Genomic DNA, 20044 nt, shown 5'->3' with positions numbered 1-20044 from the left:
GCGCGGCGGGAGTTGGCCTCGGTCTCGTTAGCGGCTCCGTGAATATTCAATCATCCGCGCCCGGCTGCAAACCAGCTCGATCCGGTCGTCCCCCAGACGATTGAGGCAGACACGCTTCGTCCATGGCCCATCAATCAGCGTGAAGAGGAAACGGCCATTGCCGAGCGCCTTCAAGGGCATGCTGCGGCGGACGGGGCCGATACCCATCGTCAGTGAGGAGCCGTTGATCGAAAATTCAGCGCCCTCATCCGAACGCCACGACCCCGACAGATCATCCGGCACCGTATGCTCCCCGACAGGCAGGAAACGGCGCGGGGCATGACCGGCCTCGCCGACGATGGCATCGCCATCTAACCTGAGACGCATGGGCGACGATGCGGAGCGGGAAGAAACCCAGCCATCGACATCTTCATAGAGCGTGTCATCGCCATCGATGAAGGTGGATGTGCCGCCCTTGATCTCCAGCCACCACGGACCGCTTTCGGTGACATAGAGGCCTTCCGGCAGGTTGGCGGCCGGCTTGGGCAAAGGCAGGCCGGTCAAAGCCGCCATGCTTTCAAGCGCGATCTTGAAACCGTTGGTATCTTCGCGATTGGACACCACGACGAATCCCGTGCCGTTTTCGGGATCGAGCAGGAAGTAAGTTTTGTAGCCGGGATGAGAACCGCCGTGGCCGACAAACCGGCGGCCGCCCAAATGCGACCAGCGCAGACCGAGGCCATATTCGCTCATCCGCCCGTCGGCGAGCGGCCGCTCAGCCGAAAGCCTGTCGAGAACACCCGCAAAGCTGCCCTCGCCCCGCATCAGCCCCTGCAGCCAGCGAGCCAGCGCGTCGGCACTGCCTGCAAGGCTGCCGGATGCGGAGATATGCAGTCCGGCAGCAGAAAGCTGCCAGTTCTCTTCAGACTTCCAGTAACCCGGCACCAGGCCGTTGACCGGATCGTTCCAGACGTCAGGCGCTTTCAGAAACACGTCGAACGGCGCGGCAATATGCTGCTGCACGAAATCGTCAAAACGGAAACCATTGCGTTCCAGCGCCGCTTCCACCAGACGGTAACCGGTATTGGAATAGGAAACTTCGCTGCCGGCATCGAAATTCAGCCGGGTCAGCCGGGACAGGTATTCGAGAAGCGGTCCGGCCTTCGTTTCGGTATAGACGGAAAGCCCAAGCAAGGAGAGACACTCGCGCGTATCCGGCAGGCCGCCGCTCATATCCAGCGCCTGCCCGACCGTGACATCGCGGAGCGGCGATTGCAGCTCCGGCAGATGTTTGCCGAGCGGATCGTCGAGCCCGATCAGATCTGCATTGGCCAGCACCATGGCGCAGAAAACGTGTTTCGTGACGGAGGCATACCGCACCACGCTCTGCGGCGTGAAGGGCGCAAAGGTCGAGAGGCTCTCGACACCGCCGGCATGGGTAAAACGGATGCCATCGAGATCAAAACCGATGACCGCCCCGCCCGGCTCGTTGCCTGTCCACTGCGAGACGAAGGTCTCTGAAAGGGCTGACGCGGCGTTCCAGTCCAGTTGCTGTGGCATGGTTTGGTCTCTTATCTCGTCGTCTTTACAGAAAAGCCTCGGCACCGCCGCTTGTTTCTTCGCCCCGCCGGGGAGAAGGTGGCCCGAAGGGCTGGATGAGGGGGCGACGCCAGCGATATGCGGAGAGCTGGCCCCCTCATCCCGCTGCCGCGGACTTCTCCCCGGCGGGGAGAAGAAGCGAGCGGCACCCGCTCGATCCACGGTCGCGTGGACTCAGGCCGGCTCTTCCAGCCGGATGCTCAGGCTACGCAGCTCTTCCGTATGCGGATGTTTCGTCCGTCCCTCGCGTAGATCACCCGCGCTCAGCTGCTCCACCATCTCCCCATTCAACATCACGCCCACCTGCGGGCAAAGATGCGCAATGACAGCCAGATTGTGGCTGACGAGAATATAGGTAAGGTTGCGCGCGGCACGCAGGTCCTGCAACAGGTTGAGGATTTCCGCCTGCACCGAGACATCGAGCGCTGAAGTCGGCTCATCAAGCAGCAGCACCTGCGGATCGGCGATCAAGGCGCGGGCAATCGCCACGCGCTGGCGCTGGCCGCCGGAAAGCTGATGCGGAAAACGGAACCGCACCGCCTGCGGCAGCGCCACATCCGAGAGCGCCTGCTGGATGCGCTTTTCGATATTGTCCATGCCGTGCACCAGCGGCAGTTCGCTGAGGATACGGTCGATGGTCTGGCGCGGATGCAGCGACCCGTAGGGGTCCTGAAACACCATCTGCACCTGCCGGAAGAATTCCGGCGTACGACGCAGAGGGGCATCCTTGCCGGCAAAGGCGATACGCCCTTCCCAGCTTTCATTGAGGCCGGCCATGGCGCGCAGGATGGTGGACTTGCCCGAGCCGCTTTCACCGACGATGCCGAAGCTGCCGCCCTTTTCCACCGAAAAGGAGACGCCCTTCACCACTTCGCGGTCGCCGAACTTGATACGGAGATTATCGACGTCGATCATTGGCTGGACCACGCTGCATCACGGTTGAGAACGGGAAGACGCTCGCGCGGATGCGTCAGCGAGGGAATGCAGTTCAAAAGTCCCTGCGTATAAGGATGCTGGGCTTTCAGAAGCTCGGAAGCCTTCAGCTCCTCCATCACCCGGCCGGAATACATCACCGCAACACGATCGCAGAAATGAGAAACGAGCGGCAGGTCATGGCTGATGAGGATAAGACCCATGCCCCGCTCCGACACCAGCTCCTCAATCAGCCGCAGGATTTCCGCCTGCACCGTGGCGTCGAGCGCGCTGGTCGGTTCGTCGGCAATCAGCAGCTCCGGATCGGGGGCGAGCATCATGGCGATCATCACGCGCTGGCCCATACCGCCTGAAACCTCATGCGCATAGGACGAGGCGACCTGACGCGGATTGCGGATTTTCACCTGATCGAGCAGCGCGATTGCCGCTTCCATGGCGGCTCGCTTGCTGCCGCCCTTGTGGGTGCGCCATGCTTCGGCTACCTGCGCACCAATAGTCTTCACCGGGTTCAGCGAATATTTCGGGTCCTGCAGGATGAAGCCGGCCCGCTTGCCGCGGATCTGGCGCATCTGCCTTTCGCTGGCGGACAGCACGTCGATGCCATCGAAGGCGAGCTTGTCGGCGCGGATATCGGCATTGGAGGGCAGGAGCTTCATCAGCGCCCGCGCCGTCAGGCTCTTGCCGGAACCGGATTCGCCGACGATGCCGAGTTTTTCGGTTCCGAGTTTCATGGAGACACCACGCACCGCCTCGAAACGGCTGGTGCGGGTCTGGAAGGCGATCTTCAGATTTTCGATTTCGACCAGCATGGCTCAATGTCCCTTCGGGTCGAGAACGTCGCGCAGGCCATCGCCGAGGAAGTTGAAGGCGAGCGAAACGAGGAAGATGGCGATACCGGGAATGGTGGCGACCCACCATTGTTCGAAGATGAAGCGCTTGGCTGTCGCAATCATCGCGCCCCATTCCGGCGAAGGCGGCTGCGCGCCCATGCCGAGGAAGCCGAGGCTGGCGGCGGTGATGATGATGGAGCTCATGTCGAGCGTGATGCGCACGATAAGGCTCGGCACGCAGAGCGGCGCGATATGACGGGCGATGATGCGCCAGGCGGAAGCACCGGTCAGGCGATAGGCCGCGACGAAGTCGCTGCCGCGCACCGTCATGGTTTCGGCGCGGGCCAGACGCGCATAAGGCGGCCAGGCGGTGAGCGCGATGGCGAGAATGGCGCTTTCGACGCCCGGTTTCAGCGCCGCGACAAAGGCCAGCGCAAGGATGAGCCGCGGAAACGCTAGAAACACGTCCGTCACGCGCATCAGCACCGTATCGACGATGCCGCCGAAATATCCGGCGATGCAGCCGATGGCGAGACCGATGGGGGCGACGAGAACGACGACGGCAATGACCATGCCAAGCGTGACGCGACCACCGTAGAGAATACGCGAGAGAATGTCGCGGCCGAGTTCGTCCGTGCCGAACCAGTGCTCGGCGCTCGGGAACGCCAGGCGGTTGCCGAGGTTCTGCGTCGCCGGATCGTAGGGAGCGAGCAGCGGCGCCAGCAGCGACAGCGCGATGAAGAGGACGATGATCGTTAGACCGACCACCGCCAGCGGATTGGACTTGAGGTTGAGCCAGATGCGATACCGGTTGCCCCAGGCAGCCTGTGTTCGCGAATGCGGCGTCTCATCCAGCGCCCAGTTTCTGAAATTAGCTAACATCATCGAACGCGAGGATCCATAACTCTGTAAAGCACGTCTGCGAGCAGGTTGAGGGCGACATAGATGAAGCCGATCAACAGGGTTGCTCCGACGACGGGGTTCATGTCCGCGTTCATGAGCGAGACGGTGAGATATTGACCAAGGCCCGGCCAGCTGAAGACGGTTTCCGTCACCACGGCGCCTTCGAGAAGGCCGGCATAGGTGAGCGCGAGAACCGTGACGAGCTGCACGGCGACCGTCGGGAAGGCGTGTCCCCAGATCACGGTCATGGCAGAAAGCCCCTTGGCGCGGGCGGTGATGACATATTCGCCCTTCAACGCATCGATCATGAAGGCGCGCGTCATGCGGGTGATATAGGCCATGCTGAAATAGGCGAGAATGCAGACGGGCTGCACCATATGGGCGATGGCGTCGTAAAAGGCGTCCCAGTCGCCCGCAAGCAGCGTGTCGACCGTCATCAGGCCGGTAACCTGCGTGATCATGCCGTCATAGATGATGTCCTGACGCCCCGGCCCCGGTGCGACGCCAAGCGTCGCGTAAAAGACGAGCAGCGAAATCAGCGCCAGCATGAAGACCGGCACCGAGTGGCCGGCAAGGCAGACGACGCGGATGACCTGATCCGTCAGCTTGCCCTGCTTGACGGCGGCCCAGACACCAAGCGGAATGCCGATCAGCGCGGCAAGAATGAGCGCTGCGGTGGCAAGTTCGAAGGTGGCGGGGAAAACGCGCTTGATATCGATCCAGACCGGATTGCGGGTCAGGATCGAATTGCCGAAATCGCCATGCAGAACCTGCGTGACATAATGGAAAAACTGCACGACCAGCGGCTGGTCGAGACCCATTTCGGCCCGGACCCGCACGATGACGTCTTCGGGCGCATTGTCGCCGACCGCCGCGATGACGGGATCGACGGGCATGACGCGCCCGATCATGAAGGTGATGATCATCAAACCGAACAGCGTCAGGAGGACGCTGCTCAGTATCGACGATATGCTTTTAACGCGCTTGTTCAATGTCACGCTTTCTTCGCATCGTGGTAGGAATTGCCCTCAGAGAGAACGCCGAGTTCGAAACCGGAAACGCCCTTGCGGAAGGCTGCCGTCTTGGTGGTCTGGAACATGAACACGAAGGGGCTGTTTTCCATGTGTTCGCGCTGCAGGGCTTCATAAAGCTCCACGCGCTTTGCAGGATCCTTCTCGTCACGCGCGGCTTCCGCCTTGGCGGCAAAGTCGTCGTTCTTGAAGCGCGAACGCCACAGGAAGGGCTTCGACTTGGCGTCGTCGCCATTGTCCTTGTTGATGTTGAAGACATCGGCGTTGGAATGCGGATCGAAATAATCCGTGCCCCAGGCCGACAGCGCCATCTGGTGTTCGCGGGCGCGCATCTTGGTCAGAACCTGGCGGTTCTCGGCCGATTGCAGGCGTACCTTGATGCCGATATCGGCAAGGTTTGCCTGGATGGCCTGCGCCAGATCCGGATAAGGCTGGGCGGAATAATGGTCCATGCTGATTTCGAAACCATCGGCAAGGCCGGCTTCGGCCATCAGTGCCTTGGCCTTTTCGACATCGCGCTGGAACGGAATGTCGTTGACGGCGCCGGGGAAGCCCTTCGGCTCGAAGCTCTGGTGGATTTCGTGCGTCAGCGGCACGATGTTTTCCTGCATGCCCTTGTAGTCCAGCGCCCACTTGATCGCTTGCCAGACCTGCGGCTTCGCAAGGTTCTCATTGCCCTGGTTGAGCGAGATCAGCACCAGCGAAGCGATGGACTTGCGCTCCAGCTCGATATTGGCGTCGTCCTTGACGGTACGCAGCTGCTCCGAGGTCAGGTCACGGGCAATGTCGATATCGCCCTTCTGCAGCATCAGCAGCTGGGAAGACGGATCGGTGACGTGGCGCAGGATGATACGCTTGATGTTGCCCTTGTAGGGACCGTTCGGGTTGACGTTGAGCGCGACGCTTTCGCTGGGTTTCCAGGCCTGCAGCACGAAATCGCCGGAACCGGCGCTGTTCTTCTGCAGCCAGCCATTGCCGAGGTCTTCACCGGAAGCATTGGCAAGAACCACCTTCTTTTCGACGATCGCGCCAATATTGGCCGAGAGGCAATAAAGCAGGAAGGAGATGGCGGTCGGCCTCGCCGTCGTCAGCTTCACCGTCTTCTCGTCGGCGGCAACAATGGTCGTCTCGACATTGTCAGGCGCAAAGCCGAACTGGCTTATGATGAAGGCCGGGCTCTTGTTCATCTTGATGGCGCGCTGCAGCGAGAAGGCAACGTCTTCCGCCGTGACCTTGGCGCCGCTCGAGAAGGTCGCGTCGTCGCCGATGGTGAAGGTGAAGACCTTGCTGTCCGCATCGGCTTCCCACGACTTGGCGATGACGGGATCGACCTTGGTGGAATCCTCGCGGTTGGCGCGCACCAGCTTCTGATACATGTTGGAGATGATTTCACCGCCGACAGCCTCGAAACCTTCATGTGGGTCAAGGCTCGTCATGTTGTCCAGCTGCTGCGCAACGACCAGAATATCCTTCGGCGTGGCGGCGAAGGCCGGGATGCGCGCATAGGACAGGAACGGAACGGCGGCGCCGGCAATCAACAGGTTGCGTCTTGAAATCATCGAAAATCCCCTTTCGGACCTTATTTTTCGGAAAATGGTGGGTTTGCCCCAATCCAGTCGTTTTTTTTATGTTTTCCCGCGATTACCACGAGCAAACGAGGCCCGACCAATTCCAAATTTGGCAGAGCCTATGCACGGATTGCATTTGCTCCCGCCTTGACCTTTCCTCTACCAATTCCGAAAACTTGTCCGCAGGCGCGTCCGCGCAATCCCATTTCCGAAGGTGAGACCATGACTGATCAAAAAACCGTACCCGTCTTCGACGGCCACAATGATGTGCTTTTGCGGTTATGGCGATCGGGCAACGCTTCTCCCGAAACACTTCTGATCGAAGGCGATACCGTCGGCCATATCGATCTGCCTCGTGCAAAAAAAGGCGGCCTCGCCGGTGGCCTCTGCGCCGTCTATGTACCTTCGCCCAGCATGGATAAGGACGCCAACGGCGACTACCCGACGCCCACCGAGGCGGATGCGCTGAAGGCGACGCTTGCCATGGCGGGCCTTTTGTTCCGGGCCGAGAAGCAGTCAAAGGGCGCGCTGAAGGTCTGCCGCACGGCCGCCGATATCCGCAAGGCCATGGCCGAGGGCGCCTTCGCCTCCGTCTTCCATATCGAAGGCGCAGAAGCGATCGGTGCTGATCTCGATGCCCTCCACGTTCTTCACGAGGCGGGCCTGCGCACACTCGGACCGGTCTGGAGCCGCCCGAACATCTTCGCCTACGGCGTTCCCTTCCGTTTCCCCTCAACACCGGATATCGGCCCGGGCCTGACGGATGCCGGCAAGCGGCTGATAAAGACCTGCAACGAACTGAAGATCTTGGTCGACCTGTCGCATATGAACGAACAGGGTTTCTGGGACATCGCCAGGATATCGGATGCACCGCTGGTGGCATCACACTCCAACGCTTACGCAATCTGTAACCACAGCCGCAACTTGACGGATCGTCAGCTGGACGCCATCCGCGATACGGGTGGCCTCGCTGGCATCAACTTTGGTGTCTTGTTCCTGCGTCAGGACGGCGTGAAGAACCCGGATACCGATCTCAACGAACTCGTTCGCCATGTGGACTACATCGTGAACCGCATCGGCATCGATCACGTGGCGCTCGGTTCGGATTTCGACGGCACCACCATACCCGCCGCCATGAAGGATGCGGCCGATCTGCAATTGCTGGTCGAAGCGATGCGCAAGAGCGGTTATGACGACGTGGCGCTTGCCAAAATCTGCCACGGCAACTGGATTCGGGTGCTGGAAAAGACCTGGGGCGCGTGAGCCAAAAATAAAGTTTCATCCCCGGCGCAAAGCGCCGGAGACAGAAAGCGGCGGGCCTTCAGGCCTTTGCCGCTTTTTTCCTGCCGGTCGCACGGAAGGTCAGAAGCCCGGCCACCAGCCCGATCATGGCCCATTTCATCGGCAGCACGTCCGCCGTCTCGCTGCGGATCGGCAGCACGGTTACGGTTCCCGGCTGCGATTCATAACCCATCTGGCCCTTTGCCTTAGCCTCGGCAATCTGCTGCGGCGAAACGACCCATTCGGCACCGCGCATCTTGTCCACCGCCATGTATCCGGCGCCCGCCACGAGCGCGACGACGAGTGAAACGACTATTCTTGTGGGCGTGTTCATTGGTATCTCCTTCAATCCAAAGGAGCGTGTAGTTGCATCAAATGCCGCCACCAAGCAACCGGCGCGATCAATTTCGTCGCGTTTTCATCAAACTCGGAAATCGCACATTTCGTGGTTGCATTCATCGGAATATAATTGGCAAAATCATCCGGAAACCTGTCCAAACTTCACATCGACACGTCACGCATTTCTGCTAAGCAAATTTCCGCAACTGAAACGAATTAGCGACACAATCCTGTGGTTCGCCAACCGACGGGACGGCGCTGGAAAAGATAAATGGCAGACAAGAGCGAAATTACAGAGACCGATATTGCCGACTCCGCGGTTGAAAGCTTTTTTGCCAGGAACCGTGCCTACCTGACGGCCGCGGCCATAACGCTCATCTTCGTGATGATGACGTTTGCAATTTATCGTCTCACCTCGGAAGTAAGATACGACGATGTGATTGCGGCCCTTCTCGACACGTCTTTTTCCTCGGTTCTTCTTGCTATCGTCTTTACCGCGCTGAGCTTCCTGTCACTGATTTTTTATGATGCCAATGCCATCGAATATGTCGGCAAGAAAGTGCGGTTTCCGTCAATGGCGGTCACGGCCTTCGCGGCCTATGCCATCGGCAACACCGCTGGCTTCGGGCCGCTGAGCGGCGGCGCCATCCGCTTCCGCGCCTATTCCCGGCTGGGGCTTTCCCCGGGAGACATCGCACGGGTCATCGCCTTCGTCACGCTGTCGTTCGGCCTTGGGCTTTTGTCGGTGAGCGCGCTTTCAACCTTCATCGTCGCGCCCCGCATCGCCGCAATCATCGGTTTCGACCCGCTCGTGCTGAGAGGCGCGGCGCTCGCCGTCATCGCCATTCTCGTGGCCACGGCCTATATCGGGCGCAATGGCAGGGCGATACGCCTCGGCAAATGGCGGCTGCGCCTTCCAGACAGCCGTACGTCTTCGCGGCAGTTCCTGGTGTCTGCATTCGACATCGCCGCTTCGGCTTCCGTTCTTTACGTGCTCTTGCCGGAAACGCATCTCGGCTGGCCGACCTTCTTCGCGATCTATGCCACGGCCGTGGGGCTTGGCGTTCTCAGCCACGTGCCCGCCGGCCTCGGGGTCTTCGAAACCGTGATGGTTGCCGGTCTCGGCAATGCGATCAGCGTTGATCAGCTGCTCGGAAGCCTCGTTCTCTATCGCGTCATTTACCACGTGCTGCCGCTGGTGGTCGCCATTCTGGTGATGATCGTTTCGGAAATGAAGCAGTTTGCGGCAAAGCCCGTTGTATTCGATATCAGCCAGCTTGCCGTGCGGCTGGCGCCACCGCTGCTCTCCACATTCGCGATCATTCTCGGCACCATGCTGATTTTCTCGAGCGTGACACCGACGCCGGGCAGCAACCTGGATTTCCTCTCGAACTTCGTCCCGTTGCCTATCATCGAGGCCGCTCACTTTCTGACCAGCATTCTCGGCCTTGGCCTCGTCGTCGCCTCCCGCGGCTTGGGGCAGAGACTGGATGGCGCATGGTGGATCGCCCTCGTTGCGGCATCTCTGGCGCTCATTCTCTCGCTTCTCAAGGCGATCGCGGTTTTCGAAGCGATCTTTCTCGGCTTGTTCATCGTCGCGCTCGCCGCCAACATGCGCAGCTTCAACCGTCACGCTTCTCTGGTCAAACAGGCGCTCGGGCCAAGCTGGCTCGCGGCCATGGCCGTCATCGTCGCCGGCGCGGCCACCATCCTTCTCTTCGTCTATCGCGATACCGATTACAGCCATACGCTCTGGTGGCAGTTCGAATTCTCCGAGGAAGCGCCACGCGGACTGCGCGCCCTTTTAGGCCTCGTGCTTGCCTCCTCCACCATCGCCATCTTCAGCCTCATGAGGCCGGTAGCCTTCCGCCCGGATGCCATCAAGGCCGAAGATATCGCAAGTGCTACAGACATTGTCATGAAGCAGGATGCGGCCGATGCCAATCTGGTGCGCATGGGCGACAAGCACGTGATGTTTTCCGAAAGCGGCAATGCCTTCATCATGTACGGCATTCAGGGCCGCTCATGGATCGCGTTTGCCGATCCGGTCGGCGATGAAGATGATTTCCCTGACCTCGTGTGGCAATTCGTCGAAGGAGCCCGTGCCGCTGGCGCACGTGCCGCCTTCTATCAGATTTCGCCCTTCCTGCTGTCCCATTGCGCCGATGCGGGTCTGCGCGCCTTCAAGCTGGGCGAACTGGCCCTGGTCGATCTCACCGCATTCGAACTCAAAGGTGGCAAGCTTGCCAATCTTCGCCAGTCGCTGAGCCGCGGCGCGCGCGACGGGCTGACCTTCGAGGTCATCGAAAAGACCCAGGTGCAGGATGTTCTGGAAGAGCTGAAACAGGTTTCCGACGGCTGGCTCGCCCACCATAACACCCGCGAAAAACGCTTTTCGCTCGGTGCTTTCGAGCCGGACTACATTCTGTCGCAACCCGTTGCCGTGCTGCGCAAGGATGGAAAGATCACCGCCTTCGCCAATCTGATGGTGACGGATACGAAAAAGGAAGCCACCGTCGATCTCATGCGCTTTTCCCCGGATGCGCCGCGCGGCTCGATGGACTTTCTCTTCGTCAGCATCATGCAATATCTGCGCGAGGCCGGTTACGAGAGCTTCAATCTCGGCATGGCGCCCATGTCCGGCATGTCTAAACGCGACGCGGCGCCCGTCTGGGACCGGATCGGCAGCACACTGTTCGAACACGGTGAACGATTCTACAACTTCAAGGGGCTTCGCGCCTTCAAGGCCAAGTTCCACCCGAAATGGGAACCGCGTTACCTCGCCGTACAGAACGGTGCAGATGCCGCTCTGGCGCTGATGGATGCGACGGTTCTGATCAGCGGCGGTGTCAGAGGAGTGATCGGAAAATGAGAAGATTCAGCATGCTCAAAGCAGTTCTGGCCGCCTCCGCCCTGTTTGCATCCCCCTTGTTCGTTTCTAGCGCCGTTTTTGCTGAGGACAAGCCCGCATACGAAACCGGCATGATCCCCGCCGGGCACATCATGGTGCCTGATGGCGACATCCTCGCCAGCGTCTTCCTGATTTCCGATGCGGACGGATGGTCGGCGGCCGATGAGACCCGTGCCAAGGCGCTGGTAGAAAAGGGCGCCGCCGTGGTCGGCATCGACTTCAAGGAATATCTGAAGGCGCTCGAGGCCGACGATGACGAGTGCATCTATATGATCTCGGACATCGAGTCACTCTCGCAGCAGATCCAGCGCACCGCTGGCACCAGCAGCTATCGCCAGCCCATCCTTTCCGGCATCGGCAAGGGCGGAACGCTGGCGCTGGCGATGATTGCGCAGAGCCCTGTCTCCACCGTGCGGGAGGCCATCGCCGTGGACCCCAAGGCCGGCCTGCCTCTCGAGAAGATCCTCTGTACCCCCGCCACCAAGGATAAAGTGGATGGCGAAACCGTTTATGGTCTGACCGACGGTCCCCTTCCTGCCCCCGTCAGCGTGCTGTTCACCTCTGCTGCGGATCAGAAGGGCCGCGACCACGTCAACGCGCTTGTCAAGCTGCATCCCGATATCGACGTGACGGATGTGGATGATAAGGCGGACGAGGTTCTGACCCAGACCCTCTCCGACCAGGTCGACGCCGCAGGCGACACCGACAGTCCGCTCGGCCTGCCGATCAAGGTTCTGGAAACCAGCCCTGTCATGGACACCATGGCGGTGATCTATTCCGGCGACGGCGGCTGGCGCGATCTTGACGAAGAAGTGGGCGGCGCCTTCCAGAAGGAAGGCATACCCGTCATCGGCGTCGATTCACTCCGCTATTTCTGAAAGGAAAAGAAACCACAGGAGGTCGCAAGCGATCTCGGCCGCATCATCGATACCTATCGCAAGGAATGGAAAGTCCGCAATGTGGTGTTGATCGGCTATTCCTTCGGTGCCGATATTATCCCCGCCACCTATAATCTGCTGCCCGACCGCGACAAATCGCATGTCGTGCAGCTGACCCTGATGGGTCTTTCCACCGAAGTGGATTTCGAAATTTCCGTCGAAGGCTGGCTTGGCGTGGCCGGCGAAGGCAAGGGCGGCAAAACGGTCGATGACATCGCGAAGATCGATCCGAAGCTGGTGCAATGCATATATGGCACGGAAGAAGAAGACGAAGACCCCTGCCCCGGCCTGAAAGCCAAGGGCGTGGAGGCGGTCGGCATCGAGGGCGGCCACCACTTTGACGAGGATTATGAAGGGTTGGCCAAGCGTATCGTGACGTCGCTGAAGACCCGGCTGCCGAAATAACGGCGTCTCACTCACCACCTTGACCCGGGCTACGACAGGAGCCCTCGACAATCCTTGGCGGCGAATGGACCGCCGACGCTTTTCCGCATCGCGCTTGCGGAATCGCCTAAACTATTATTCAAAAGAACCGGACTGCAGTGGATGTTGATCTATTTCTGCAATCCTGCTGCTGTTGATCGCAAACCATCGATTTATATATCCGGACCGGTTCAGGGAGCCGCCGCATGCTTTCCTCAAAACGAAAAACAAAAACGCCGGTCCTGGTGGAACGCATCGACCACTTTGTCGCACAAGTCAAAGAGGCGATGAAAAACGACGACGCCTCGCGCAACAGAAAGATCCGCGATCTGTGGGACGCCGAGGTCCGCTACCATTTCGACAATGGGCGCACCGAAAAGACTCTCGAACTTTACATCATGAAGTACCGTAACGCCTTGAAGGCCGAATTCGGTCCCAAGAGCACGCCGCTTGCCATTTGCAACATGAAAAAACTGCGCGAGCGGCTGAAAACCTACATCGAACGTGCCGACTATCCGAAAACGGGCGTAGCAACCTCGATCGTCGAGAAAATCGAACGCGCGGAATTTAATACAGCCGGACGCAAACCCACCGTTCTTCTGCGCATCGCGGATTTCATTTCTGCGATGAACGGCATGGGCACGAAAGAAGAGATGCAGACCCTGTGGAATGCTGAAATCAGCACCATGAAGGGCAGAGCCCAGACAACGATCATCTCCTACATCACCAAATATCGCAACGCCATCCGCGAGGCGTTTGGCGACGATCACCCGATGCTGAAAATCGCCACCGGCGACGCTGCGATGTATGACGATGCGCGACGGGTGAAGATGGAGAAGATCGCCAGAAAGCACGGCGCGCTGATCACCTTCGAGAATTACCGCCAGGTTCTGAAGATCTGTGCCGACAAACTCCTGTCAGCCGATCCCCTGATGATCGGCATCGGCCTGATCGGCATGACCGGACGCCGACCCTACGAAGTCTTTACCCAGGCGGAATTTTCGCCTGCTCCCTATGGCAAGGGCATTTCCAAATGGAGCGTCCTGTTCAACGGCCAGGCCAAGACAAAACAGGGCGAGGGAACGAAATACGGTGTGACCTATGAGATCCCGGTGCTTGCCCGCTCGGAAACCATTCTTGCCGCCTACAAGCGCCTGCGCGAAAGCGGGCAGGGAAAATTGTGGCATGGCATGTCGATCGATGATTTTTCATCGGAGACGCGCCTGCTGCTCAGGGACACGGTTTTTAACCTGTTCGAAGATCTCTGGCCGAAGGAGGAGCTTCCCAAGCCCTATGGTCTTCGGCATCTCTATGCGGAGGTGGCTTATCATAATTTCGCACCTCCCCACGTGACCAAGAACAGCTATTTCGCCGCCATTCTGGGGCATAACAACAACGATCTCGAAACCTCCCTCTCCTATATGACCTACACGCTGCCGGAAGATCGAGACGATGCGCTTGCACGGGCAAAGCGGACGAACGAGCGGGCATTGCAGCAAATGGCCGCCATTGCGCCGGTTTCCCGCAGCAATCCATAGCGCAGCCGCACCTGCCTTGCGGCCAAGCACGCGATGGATAACCCGACGCGCAGGACTGTCCCCGCGGAGATTTCGACATGCCGTTGCGCCCCGATCCGGGCGCGCGCTCCCGTTCCCCTGCTTTAGATAAACCGCCGATTTTTCTACTACGTCCAGCCACGATGTATTGTACCGACACCGCTGCGAACAAAATAATTAAATGAATCAATATTTTATAAATTAAACACTAAAGAATTATATGAAGTATAAATTAAATAAATACAGCCACACACAAGTTATATCCGAAACAATATTGACAGTTTTCACGAATGAATATTGTCCGGAGGCTTGGGGTGCTGCCCGCATATACAACTTACACCCTCTATAATCGCGACCTGGCATCGTCACTGAAACGCGTCGCAAACGATCCGATCGTATCGCGCGACGCCAAATATTACGCCGACAATATTGGCAAGATCAAAAATCTCGATGAGTTTCTGAAGGACCACAGGCTATATTCCTACGCCATGAAGGCCTATGGCCTGGGCGAGATGACCTATGCCGCCGCCTTCATGAAGAAGGTGCTGGAAAGCAATCTCAACGACCCGAACAGTTTCGCCAACAAGCTGAAGGACACCCGCTACCGCGACTTCGCGGCGGCGTTTGATTTCGGCACTATCAAATCGGAAAAAACGGTTCAAACGCAAACCCAGCAGGACCGGCTGGTTGCCGCCTATCACGATGCACACAAACAACGAGACGACGAACTGAAGGAGGAAACGCGGTATTACAACATCGTCATCGACACGGTCGGCCATGTGGATGACATCTTCAAAAACACGCGGTTGCGGGACTATGTTTTCAAATCCTTCGGCATCGACGCCGAAGCCTTCAACTACAAACATCTGCGGGATGTTCTGACCAGCGATATCAGCAGCGCCGACAGTTACGTCAACAGCACCTACAAACCTCTGGTCGAGGAATGGCAGGCAAAGACCGCCGATCTGCGCATCGAACGCGCAAAAGTCCCCTCCGCCGATAAGGCGTCGCTGGCCAAAATCGATTATCTGCTCGGCCAGTACAACAAGCGCATCGCCAATGCACACAAGCTCTTCGAAATGGCGGCAGCGTTTAATTTCCGCGATGACGGTTTGGTGGATGACGGCACGAAAGCGCAGACGGCAACCCAGAAGCGGCTGATCAACGAAACCTATGTTTTATCGTATCCTCGCCTGACGCAGACCGGCGCAGTTCTCAATCGCGACTTCTTCGCGCAAAAGATGAACGAGATTACCGATGCCGGACAACTCATATCCAATTCCCGTCTTAGAACGATGTTGATCGTCGCCTTCAACCTCAGGGACGACACCGATACCGACAGGAAAATCCAGTGGGCGCTTCGCGAAAATCCCGACGATCCGCAAAGCGCGCTTCACACCGAAAAGGACAAAGGCTTCATTGATCTTGCGAGAGCGTTCAATTTCGACCGGGAAGGCAAGATCGCTGCCGGAAAGACGATCCAGACCGCCGCCCAGCTCAGTACGATGATGACACTTTATTTTAGCCGCTACGACGACGCACAGGAGGCGGCGGACCAAAAGACGATCAAGGACTACAAACGCTATATCGGCCTGACGAAAAACCTGGAGGACTTCCTCTCCGCTGCACCGGCAGCCGTTACCATTCGCAATTTCGCGCTGAAGGCATTCAACATCAGCCCCGAAGAGGTTTCCACGTTCAAGTTGAAGAAGGTCTTCACCAGTGACCTGTCGGACCCGAAAAGTTATGTCCGCAGCCTCAAAGACGAAAGGTTCGTCCGGCTGGCGAAAGCCTACAATTCCGATGCCGAAGGCAGGATAGGCTCGCCACGGCTGGCCCAGGCCGAAAACGAGATTACCCGCATCTCCCGGAACTACGTTCTCGAAATGACCCGATGGAACACGGCCTCGAAGAGCAGGGAGACAACAGGCAAGCAGGATGAGGAACTCGCCGCCTATCGCCAGAAAAACAGCAAAGACAAGATAAAGGAAAAGGCAAAGACGGAGGCCGCCTATTACCGCCAGCAGATGGAGACGTTGGAAACCGTTGATCAGTTGCTTGCCGACCGTCGTCTGGTGGATTTCATGCTTGTTGCCGAACGCATCGACCCCAAATCGGTCAGCACCGATTATCTGAAAAAGATCTTCAAATCCGACCTCAAGGACCCGAAAAGCTTCGCCAACACCGAAAAGGATCCCCGCTTTCGCGCGCTTGCCGGTTCCTTCAACTTCGACACCAAGGGGAATATTCGCGCGACAGCCAGCCAGCATGTCCAGAACAACCGCGGCCTGATGGAAACGCGTGACAAATACGTTCGGCAGACGCTGGAGGAAAGGGCGGGAGAAGAAAACGCCGGTGTTCGTCTTGCTCTCTATTTCAAGCGGATGGCCGGAGGCATTTCCAATGCCTACGACATACTGGCTGACAATGCGCTTTCGGAATTCACCCGCACCGCCCTTGGAATTCCCGCGGAAACCGCGAATTCCAAGGTCGAGATGCAGGCAAAGATGATCGAAAAGAAACTGAAGATGAGGGACCTGCAGGAAGCCGGCAAGGTCGACAAGCTGATTGACCGCTTTTTGCTGAGGTATGAAATGAACAATTCGCCTTCCGATCCCCGTCTCGACTTGTTCGGCAATGGCAAAATGTCCATCAGCGGCAATACGCTGGCAACCCTCGCCCAGCTTCGGAACGCCCGCAGCCGCTAACTCGTCTGCCTGAAAAGGCTGGCTGGCTCTCGGATGGAAGCTGATACTGGCTCCGCGGCCCGTGTCAGGGCGGTCAATCCCGCCCGTAGCCCTGGTGCTGTAGAGCAGTATCATCACAGTCAACAACAGCCTGTCAGCGCACCAAAGCCGAAATTCCGTTCAGGTGCGCCCCGCTGAAGCACGGGCCCGTCGAGACGACCGTCCATCGCGCCGTCTGCTAGTGTAATGTACCTGCAATGACCTGTTCCTATCCCTGCTGAAATTTACCGCAGCTGAAAGGAATTCCCATGTCCGACAGGTCATCACTTGCAGTCCCGCCGGCAATCACCCTCATCGCCGCCACATCGCTCTTGCTCACAGCCTGCGCATCAACCGTGATGAAAACTTATGTCGGCGCACCCATCACCAGCGTGATGCTGGACTATGGGCCGCCTGACAATGTCTATAGCCTCGGCCCCGGCCAGCAGGCCTATCAGTGGCGCAAGAACAAGACGCAGGTTGTGGCCGGATCATCAAGCGGCGAGGTCCGCTCGACGCGGCATGGCGAGCGTTACGACGTGTCCGAAACGCCTGGTTATGTCGAGCGCATCGATTGCTACTACACTTTCTACACCCGCGGTTCCGGTAACGACTGGTATGTAACGAGCTTCCGGCAACCCTCACTCGAATGCGAATGATCCTCTTACGGCCCCTCGCCGTTCGAGCCATTTCCCCTTACCGCCGCTTCGACCTGAAAGCGGCGGTCTTATGCTTCTGCGTCACATGTCAGCGGATCAGAAACGATAGTTGAGGCCCGCCTTGACGACGTGATCGCTGACATCCGTCTTCGATCTGCCGCTGGAGGTCGTCGTCGATACATTTCCCGTGTTCACGTAGTTATATTCAAACTTGGCCGACAGGCCGCCGCCGAAACTCTGTTCGACACCCGCTCCCACGAGATAGCCCCGCTTCCAGTCATCCGGTCCGGTAACGCCGTTTCCATCCTTGAATTTCGTCGTGGTCAGACCTGCGGTGCCGTAAAGAAGGGTACGATCAAGCGCCACACCGGCCTTCAGCTTGGCGGCGCCACGAAAACGCTCTCTCAGGCGGCCATTCGGCACCCGCGCCTCGTTGCCGAGATACGAGCCCTCCAGCTCCGCCCCGACGACACCGGAGCCGAACTGGAAATTGTAACCGGCCTGTACGCCACCCGTCAGACCACGGCCACTGGCCAGAGGATTGACTTTTGGTGAGGCGACGCCGCCATGTGCGCCGATATAAGCCCCATTCCAGGAAAAGGCTGGCGGACTGGTATAATCGAATTGCTGCGCATTGTAGTTGGCAAGATCAGCGGAATAGGCGCTCGGTGCGGCCATAATACTGATGGCAACAAGCGATTTTGCAATGAACGACATGAATGACTCCAGACGAAACCAGGGGCGTCTCAATCTGAGGCGCCAGGGTTTCCGTTCGCGTTGAAGAACCGGAAACCGGCTCCCATGGTCTCCTGTGCGAATGAGCGCAGCAGATACGGGCATTTTCCGCGCGAGAATTGCGCCTGGATTACACGCGGCTGTTTTATTTAAATATAATTGTTATTTTTCATGTGCTTATACTTATTTCTTTAATCTTATTTTAAGAACTTCAAGAGTCCGGACTTCCCGGAGGCGATTCATGGCCCCGCACCGCTCCCTGGCGTGACGGAGCGGATCTCCAGCCGAACGCAGAAGCCGGGATCAAGGTCGAGGAACAGCACCCTGCCCCCATGCAGCTCAGCTGCTTTCTGCACGAGATTGAGGCCAAGGCCGGCACCGGAGGAGCTGGTGTTGATGCGATGGAACGGTTCGAACACCTGCTCGCGTTCGTCAACGGGTATGCCCGGACCTTCATCGCAGACATCTATGGTTCCTGCTGCACCCACCCGGACGACAATGGCGCCCCTGCCGCCGCCGTGATCGATGGCATTGCGGATGAGGTTGACGACCGCCATCTCAATGATCGACGTCTGGACCGTCAGCAGGGCTTCTGTTTCGCTCGGCTCGAAATCGAACTCGTAACCGGCATCCATCGCAATCGGGGCAAGATCGGTCGCGATGCGTTCGACGAGAACATTCAAATCCTGCTCTTCCGCAGGCAGGTCTACCGCGCCCACCGCCTGCATTTCGAGAAGCTGGTGTGCGACGCGGGTAAGCCGGTCGATATCCGCCCGCAGCTGCCGGCTCAGCGCGTCATCGGGAAGAAGATCGGCGCGGACGCGCACGATCGCAATCGGCGTCCTCAGTTCATGGGCGGCGTCGGCCAGGAAGCGGTTGCGGCGATTATAGCCCTCGTCCAGTTTCGAGAGGGCAACATTGAAGGCATCCACCAGCGGAATGATTTCACTCGGCACCTTCGAGCGAGCGATACGGGCGGACCGGTTCTCGAAATTGATCGACTGCGCTTGGGTGACCGTTTCCATGAGGCCACTCAGTGAACGGCCGACCGCACGTGGGGTCACCAGCAATGTCGCAATACCCGTCAGCAGCAACATGGGCACCACGGCCACAAGAATGATGAACCCAATTCCCGGCAGCACGGTCAACCAACGAATGGCACCATCCGCATCCTTTTCCAGATCCAGCTGTATGTTGATCCAGATATTCACGCCATCATTCGCGAGACCTTTTTCCGTCCCGGCAATGAACTGCAGCCGTCCGGCGGGCGTATCGCGGTTCTCCATCGTGGCCCGGACTGTTTCCCCAGCCTCCAGACGCGCCCTTTCGATGCCCAAAGGAAATGTCCCCGTCACGACGGAAGTGGGGATATCTCCATATCGAAGGTCGATTCCTTCCGCGTCCCGCACCATGAACCAGAGATTGCGATAGCGCTGTTTCAGCGCCTCCAGATCGGGTGTAGCCGACACCTGCGTCCGCCCCTGCCCATCCTTTGTCACGCTTTCCGCAATGATGCGCACAGCCTCTTCATTGGCGCCTTCCAGCCTTGGATCGATGATCCAGATCCAGCCAACGAGAAGAACGACGAAGAGAACGAGCAAGAAAGCCTGCAGGACGAGAAGGCGCTTCATCA

General features: G+C 58.6%; 14 protein-coding genes and 1 pseudogene. 6 read left to right on the top strand and 9 right to left on the bottom strand.

Annotated features, from left to right (window positions below):
- Positions 1-27 precede the first annotated feature (27 nt).
- The 6 genes from K7A42_RS01065 to K7A42_RS01040 form a co-directional block, all read right to left on the bottom strand.
- Positions 28-1539 (bottom strand): serine hydrolase domain-containing protein, encoded by a 1512-nt coding sequence (locus K7A42_RS01065; protein ID WP_282454664.1) that lies wholly within the window; start codon positions 1537-1539, stop codon positions 28-30.
- Between the two features lie 213 nt (positions 1540-1752).
- Positions 1753-2493, bottom strand: coding sequence for an ABC transporter ATP-binding protein (locus tag K7A42_RS01060; RefSeq protein WP_004443516.1), 741 nt, complete (start codon positions 2491-2493; stop codon positions 1753-1755).
- Complete coding sequence (locus tag K7A42_RS01055) at positions 2490-3320, bottom strand: ABC transporter ATP-binding protein (RefSeq protein ID WP_004443518.1); 831 nt, start codon at positions 3318-3320, stop codon at positions 2490-2492. The genes K7A42_RS01060 and K7A42_RS01055 overlap by 4 nt, the downstream gene beginning before the upstream one ends.
- A 3-nt stretch (positions 3321-3323) precedes the next feature.
- Entirely contained in the window at positions 3324-4226 is a 903-nt protein-coding gene (nikC, locus tag K7A42_RS01050) for a nickel transporter permease (protein ID WP_004443520.1), read from the bottom strand.
- Complete coding sequence (locus K7A42_RS01045) at positions 4223-5236, bottom strand: ABC transporter permease (protein ID WP_034498671.1); 1014 nt, start codon at positions 5234-5236, stop codon at positions 4223-4225. Before K7A42_RS01045 ends, nikC begins: the two co-directional genes overlap by 4 nt.
- Before the next feature lie 2 nt (positions 5237-5238).
- A complete protein-coding gene (locus K7A42_RS01040; RefSeq protein ID WP_004443523.1) occupies positions 5239-6834 on the bottom strand; it encodes an ABC transporter substrate-binding protein in 1596 nt (531 codons plus the stop codon).
- A gap of 231 nt (positions 6835-7065) precedes the next feature.
- On the opposite strand from K7A42_RS01040, the gene K7A42_RS01035 reads away from it, so the two are divergent.
- The gene (locus K7A42_RS01035; RefSeq protein ID WP_004443525.1) at positions 7066-8106 is read left to right on the top strand and encodes a dipeptidase; all 1041 of its coding nucleotides are present in this window, start codon (positions 7066-7068) and stop codon (positions 8104-8106) included.
- A gap of 58 nt (positions 8107-8164) precedes the next feature.
- On the opposite strand, the gene K7A42_RS01030 is transcribed toward K7A42_RS01035, so the two are convergent.
- Positions 8165-8458, bottom strand: a complete 294-nt coding sequence (locus tag K7A42_RS01030) for a hypothetical protein (RefSeq protein ID WP_004443527.1) — start codon at positions 8456-8458, stop codon at positions 8165-8167.
- 276 nt (positions 8459-8734) lie between these two features.
- Between K7A42_RS01030 and mprF the strand changes: the two genes are divergently transcribed.
- From mprF to K7A42_RS01005, 5 genes and pseudogenes are all read left to right on the top strand, one after another.
- On the top strand, positions 8735-11335 hold the full coding sequence (gene mprF / locus K7A42_RS01025) for a bifunctional lysylphosphatidylglycerol flippase/synthetase MprF (protein ID WP_282454663.1): 2601 nt from the start codon (positions 8735-8737) through the stop codon (positions 11333-11335).
- Positions 11332-12717 (top strand): annotated as a pseudogene (locus K7A42_RS01020) (virulence factor). The gene mprF and the pseudogene K7A42_RS01020 overlap by 4 nt, the downstream one beginning before the upstream one ends.
- Before the next feature lie 224 nt (positions 12718-12941).
- Entirely contained in the window at positions 12942-14273 is a 1332-nt protein-coding gene (locus K7A42_RS01015; protein ID WP_004443532.1) for a telomere resolvase, read from the top strand.
- A 332-nt stretch (positions 14274-14605) separates the two neighbouring features.
- Positions 14606-16999 carry a DUF1217 domain-containing protein gene (locus tag K7A42_RS01010; RefSeq protein WP_282454662.1) on the top strand — a complete coding sequence of 798 codons (2394 nt, stop codon included), beginning with the start codon at positions 14606-14608 and terminating at the stop codon, positions 16997-16999.
- 287 nt (positions 17000-17286) lie between these two features.
- Positions 17287-17676, top strand: a complete 390-nt coding sequence (locus K7A42_RS01005) for a hypothetical protein (RefSeq protein ID WP_113380802.1) — start codon at positions 17287-17289, stop codon at positions 17674-17676.
- Between the two features lie 96 nt (positions 17677-17772).
- Here the strand turns inward: K7A42_RS01005 and K7A42_RS01000 are convergent, their stop codons facing one another.
- Both K7A42_RS01000 and K7A42_RS00995 read right to left on the bottom strand, forming a co-directional pair.
- Positions 17773-18393 (bottom strand): outer membrane protein, encoded by a 621-nt coding sequence (locus K7A42_RS01000; protein ID WP_113380803.1) that lies wholly within the window; start codon positions 18391-18393, stop codon positions 17773-17775.
- Between the two features lie 257 nt (positions 18394-18650).
- The gene (locus K7A42_RS00995; RefSeq protein ID WP_282454695.1) at positions 18651-20042 is read right to left on the bottom strand and encodes a sensor histidine kinase; all 1392 of its coding nucleotides are present in this window, start codon (positions 20040-20042) and stop codon (positions 18651-18653) included.
- Positions 20043-20044: the final 2 nt, after the last annotated feature.

Origin of the sequence: Agrobacterium sp. InxBP2 (genome assembly GCF_026191755.1) — a bacterium.
Taxonomy (GTDB): domain Bacteria; phylum Pseudomonadota; class Alphaproteobacteria; order Rhizobiales; family Rhizobiaceae; genus Agrobacterium; species Agrobacterium pusense.
Note: the sequence above shows the minus strand (reverse complement) of the source record. Positions and strands in the feature narration are given on the sequence as shown.

Excerpts from the sequence above, each read along its gene's own strand:
- K7A42_RS01065 (WP_282454664.1), bottom strand. The coding sequence starts at position 1,539 with ATGCCACAGCAACTGGACTGGAACGCCGCGTCAGCCCTTTCAGAGACC.
- K7A42_RS01060 (WP_004443516.1), bottom strand. The coding sequence starts at position 2,493 with ATGATCGACGTCGATAATCTCCGTATCAAGTTCGGCGACCGCGAAGTG.
- K7A42_RS01055 (WP_004443518.1), bottom strand. The coding sequence starts at position 3,320 with ATGCTGGTCGAAATCGAAAATCTGAAGATCGCCTTCCAGACCCGCACC.
- nikC (WP_004443520.1), bottom strand. The coding sequence starts at position 4,226 with ATGATGTTAGCTAATTTCAGAAACTGGGCGCTGGATGAGACGCCGCAT.
- K7A42_RS01040 (WP_004443523.1), bottom strand. The coding sequence starts at position 6,834 with ATGATTTCAAGACGCAACCTGTTGATTGCCGGCGCCGCCGTTCCGTTC.
- K7A42_RS01035 (WP_004443525.1), top strand. The coding sequence starts at position 7,066 with ATGACTGATCAAAAAACCGTACCCGTCTTCGACGGCCACAATGATGTG.
- K7A42_RS01030 (WP_004443527.1), bottom strand. The coding sequence starts at position 8,458 with ATGAACACGCCCACAAGAATAGTCGTTTCACTCGTCGTCGCGCTCGTG.
- mprF (WP_282454663.1), top strand. The coding sequence starts at position 8,735 with ATGGCAGACAAGAGCGAAATTACAGAGACCGATATTGCCGACTCCGCG.
- K7A42_RS01015 (WP_004443532.1), top strand. The coding sequence starts at position 12,942 with ATGCTTTCCTCAAAACGAAAAACAAAAACGCCGGTCCTGGTGGAACGC.
- K7A42_RS01005 (WP_113380802.1), top strand. The coding sequence starts at position 17,287 with ATGTCCGACAGGTCATCACTTGCAGTCCCGCCGGCAATCACCCTCATC.
- K7A42_RS01000 (WP_113380803.1), bottom strand. The coding sequence starts at position 18,393 with ATGTCGTTCATTGCAAAATCGCTTGTTGCCATCAGTATTATGGCCGCA.
- K7A42_RS00995 (WP_282454695.1), bottom strand. The coding sequence starts at position 20,042 with ATGAAGCGCCTTCTCGTCCTGCAGGCTTTCTTGCTCGTTCTCTTCGTC.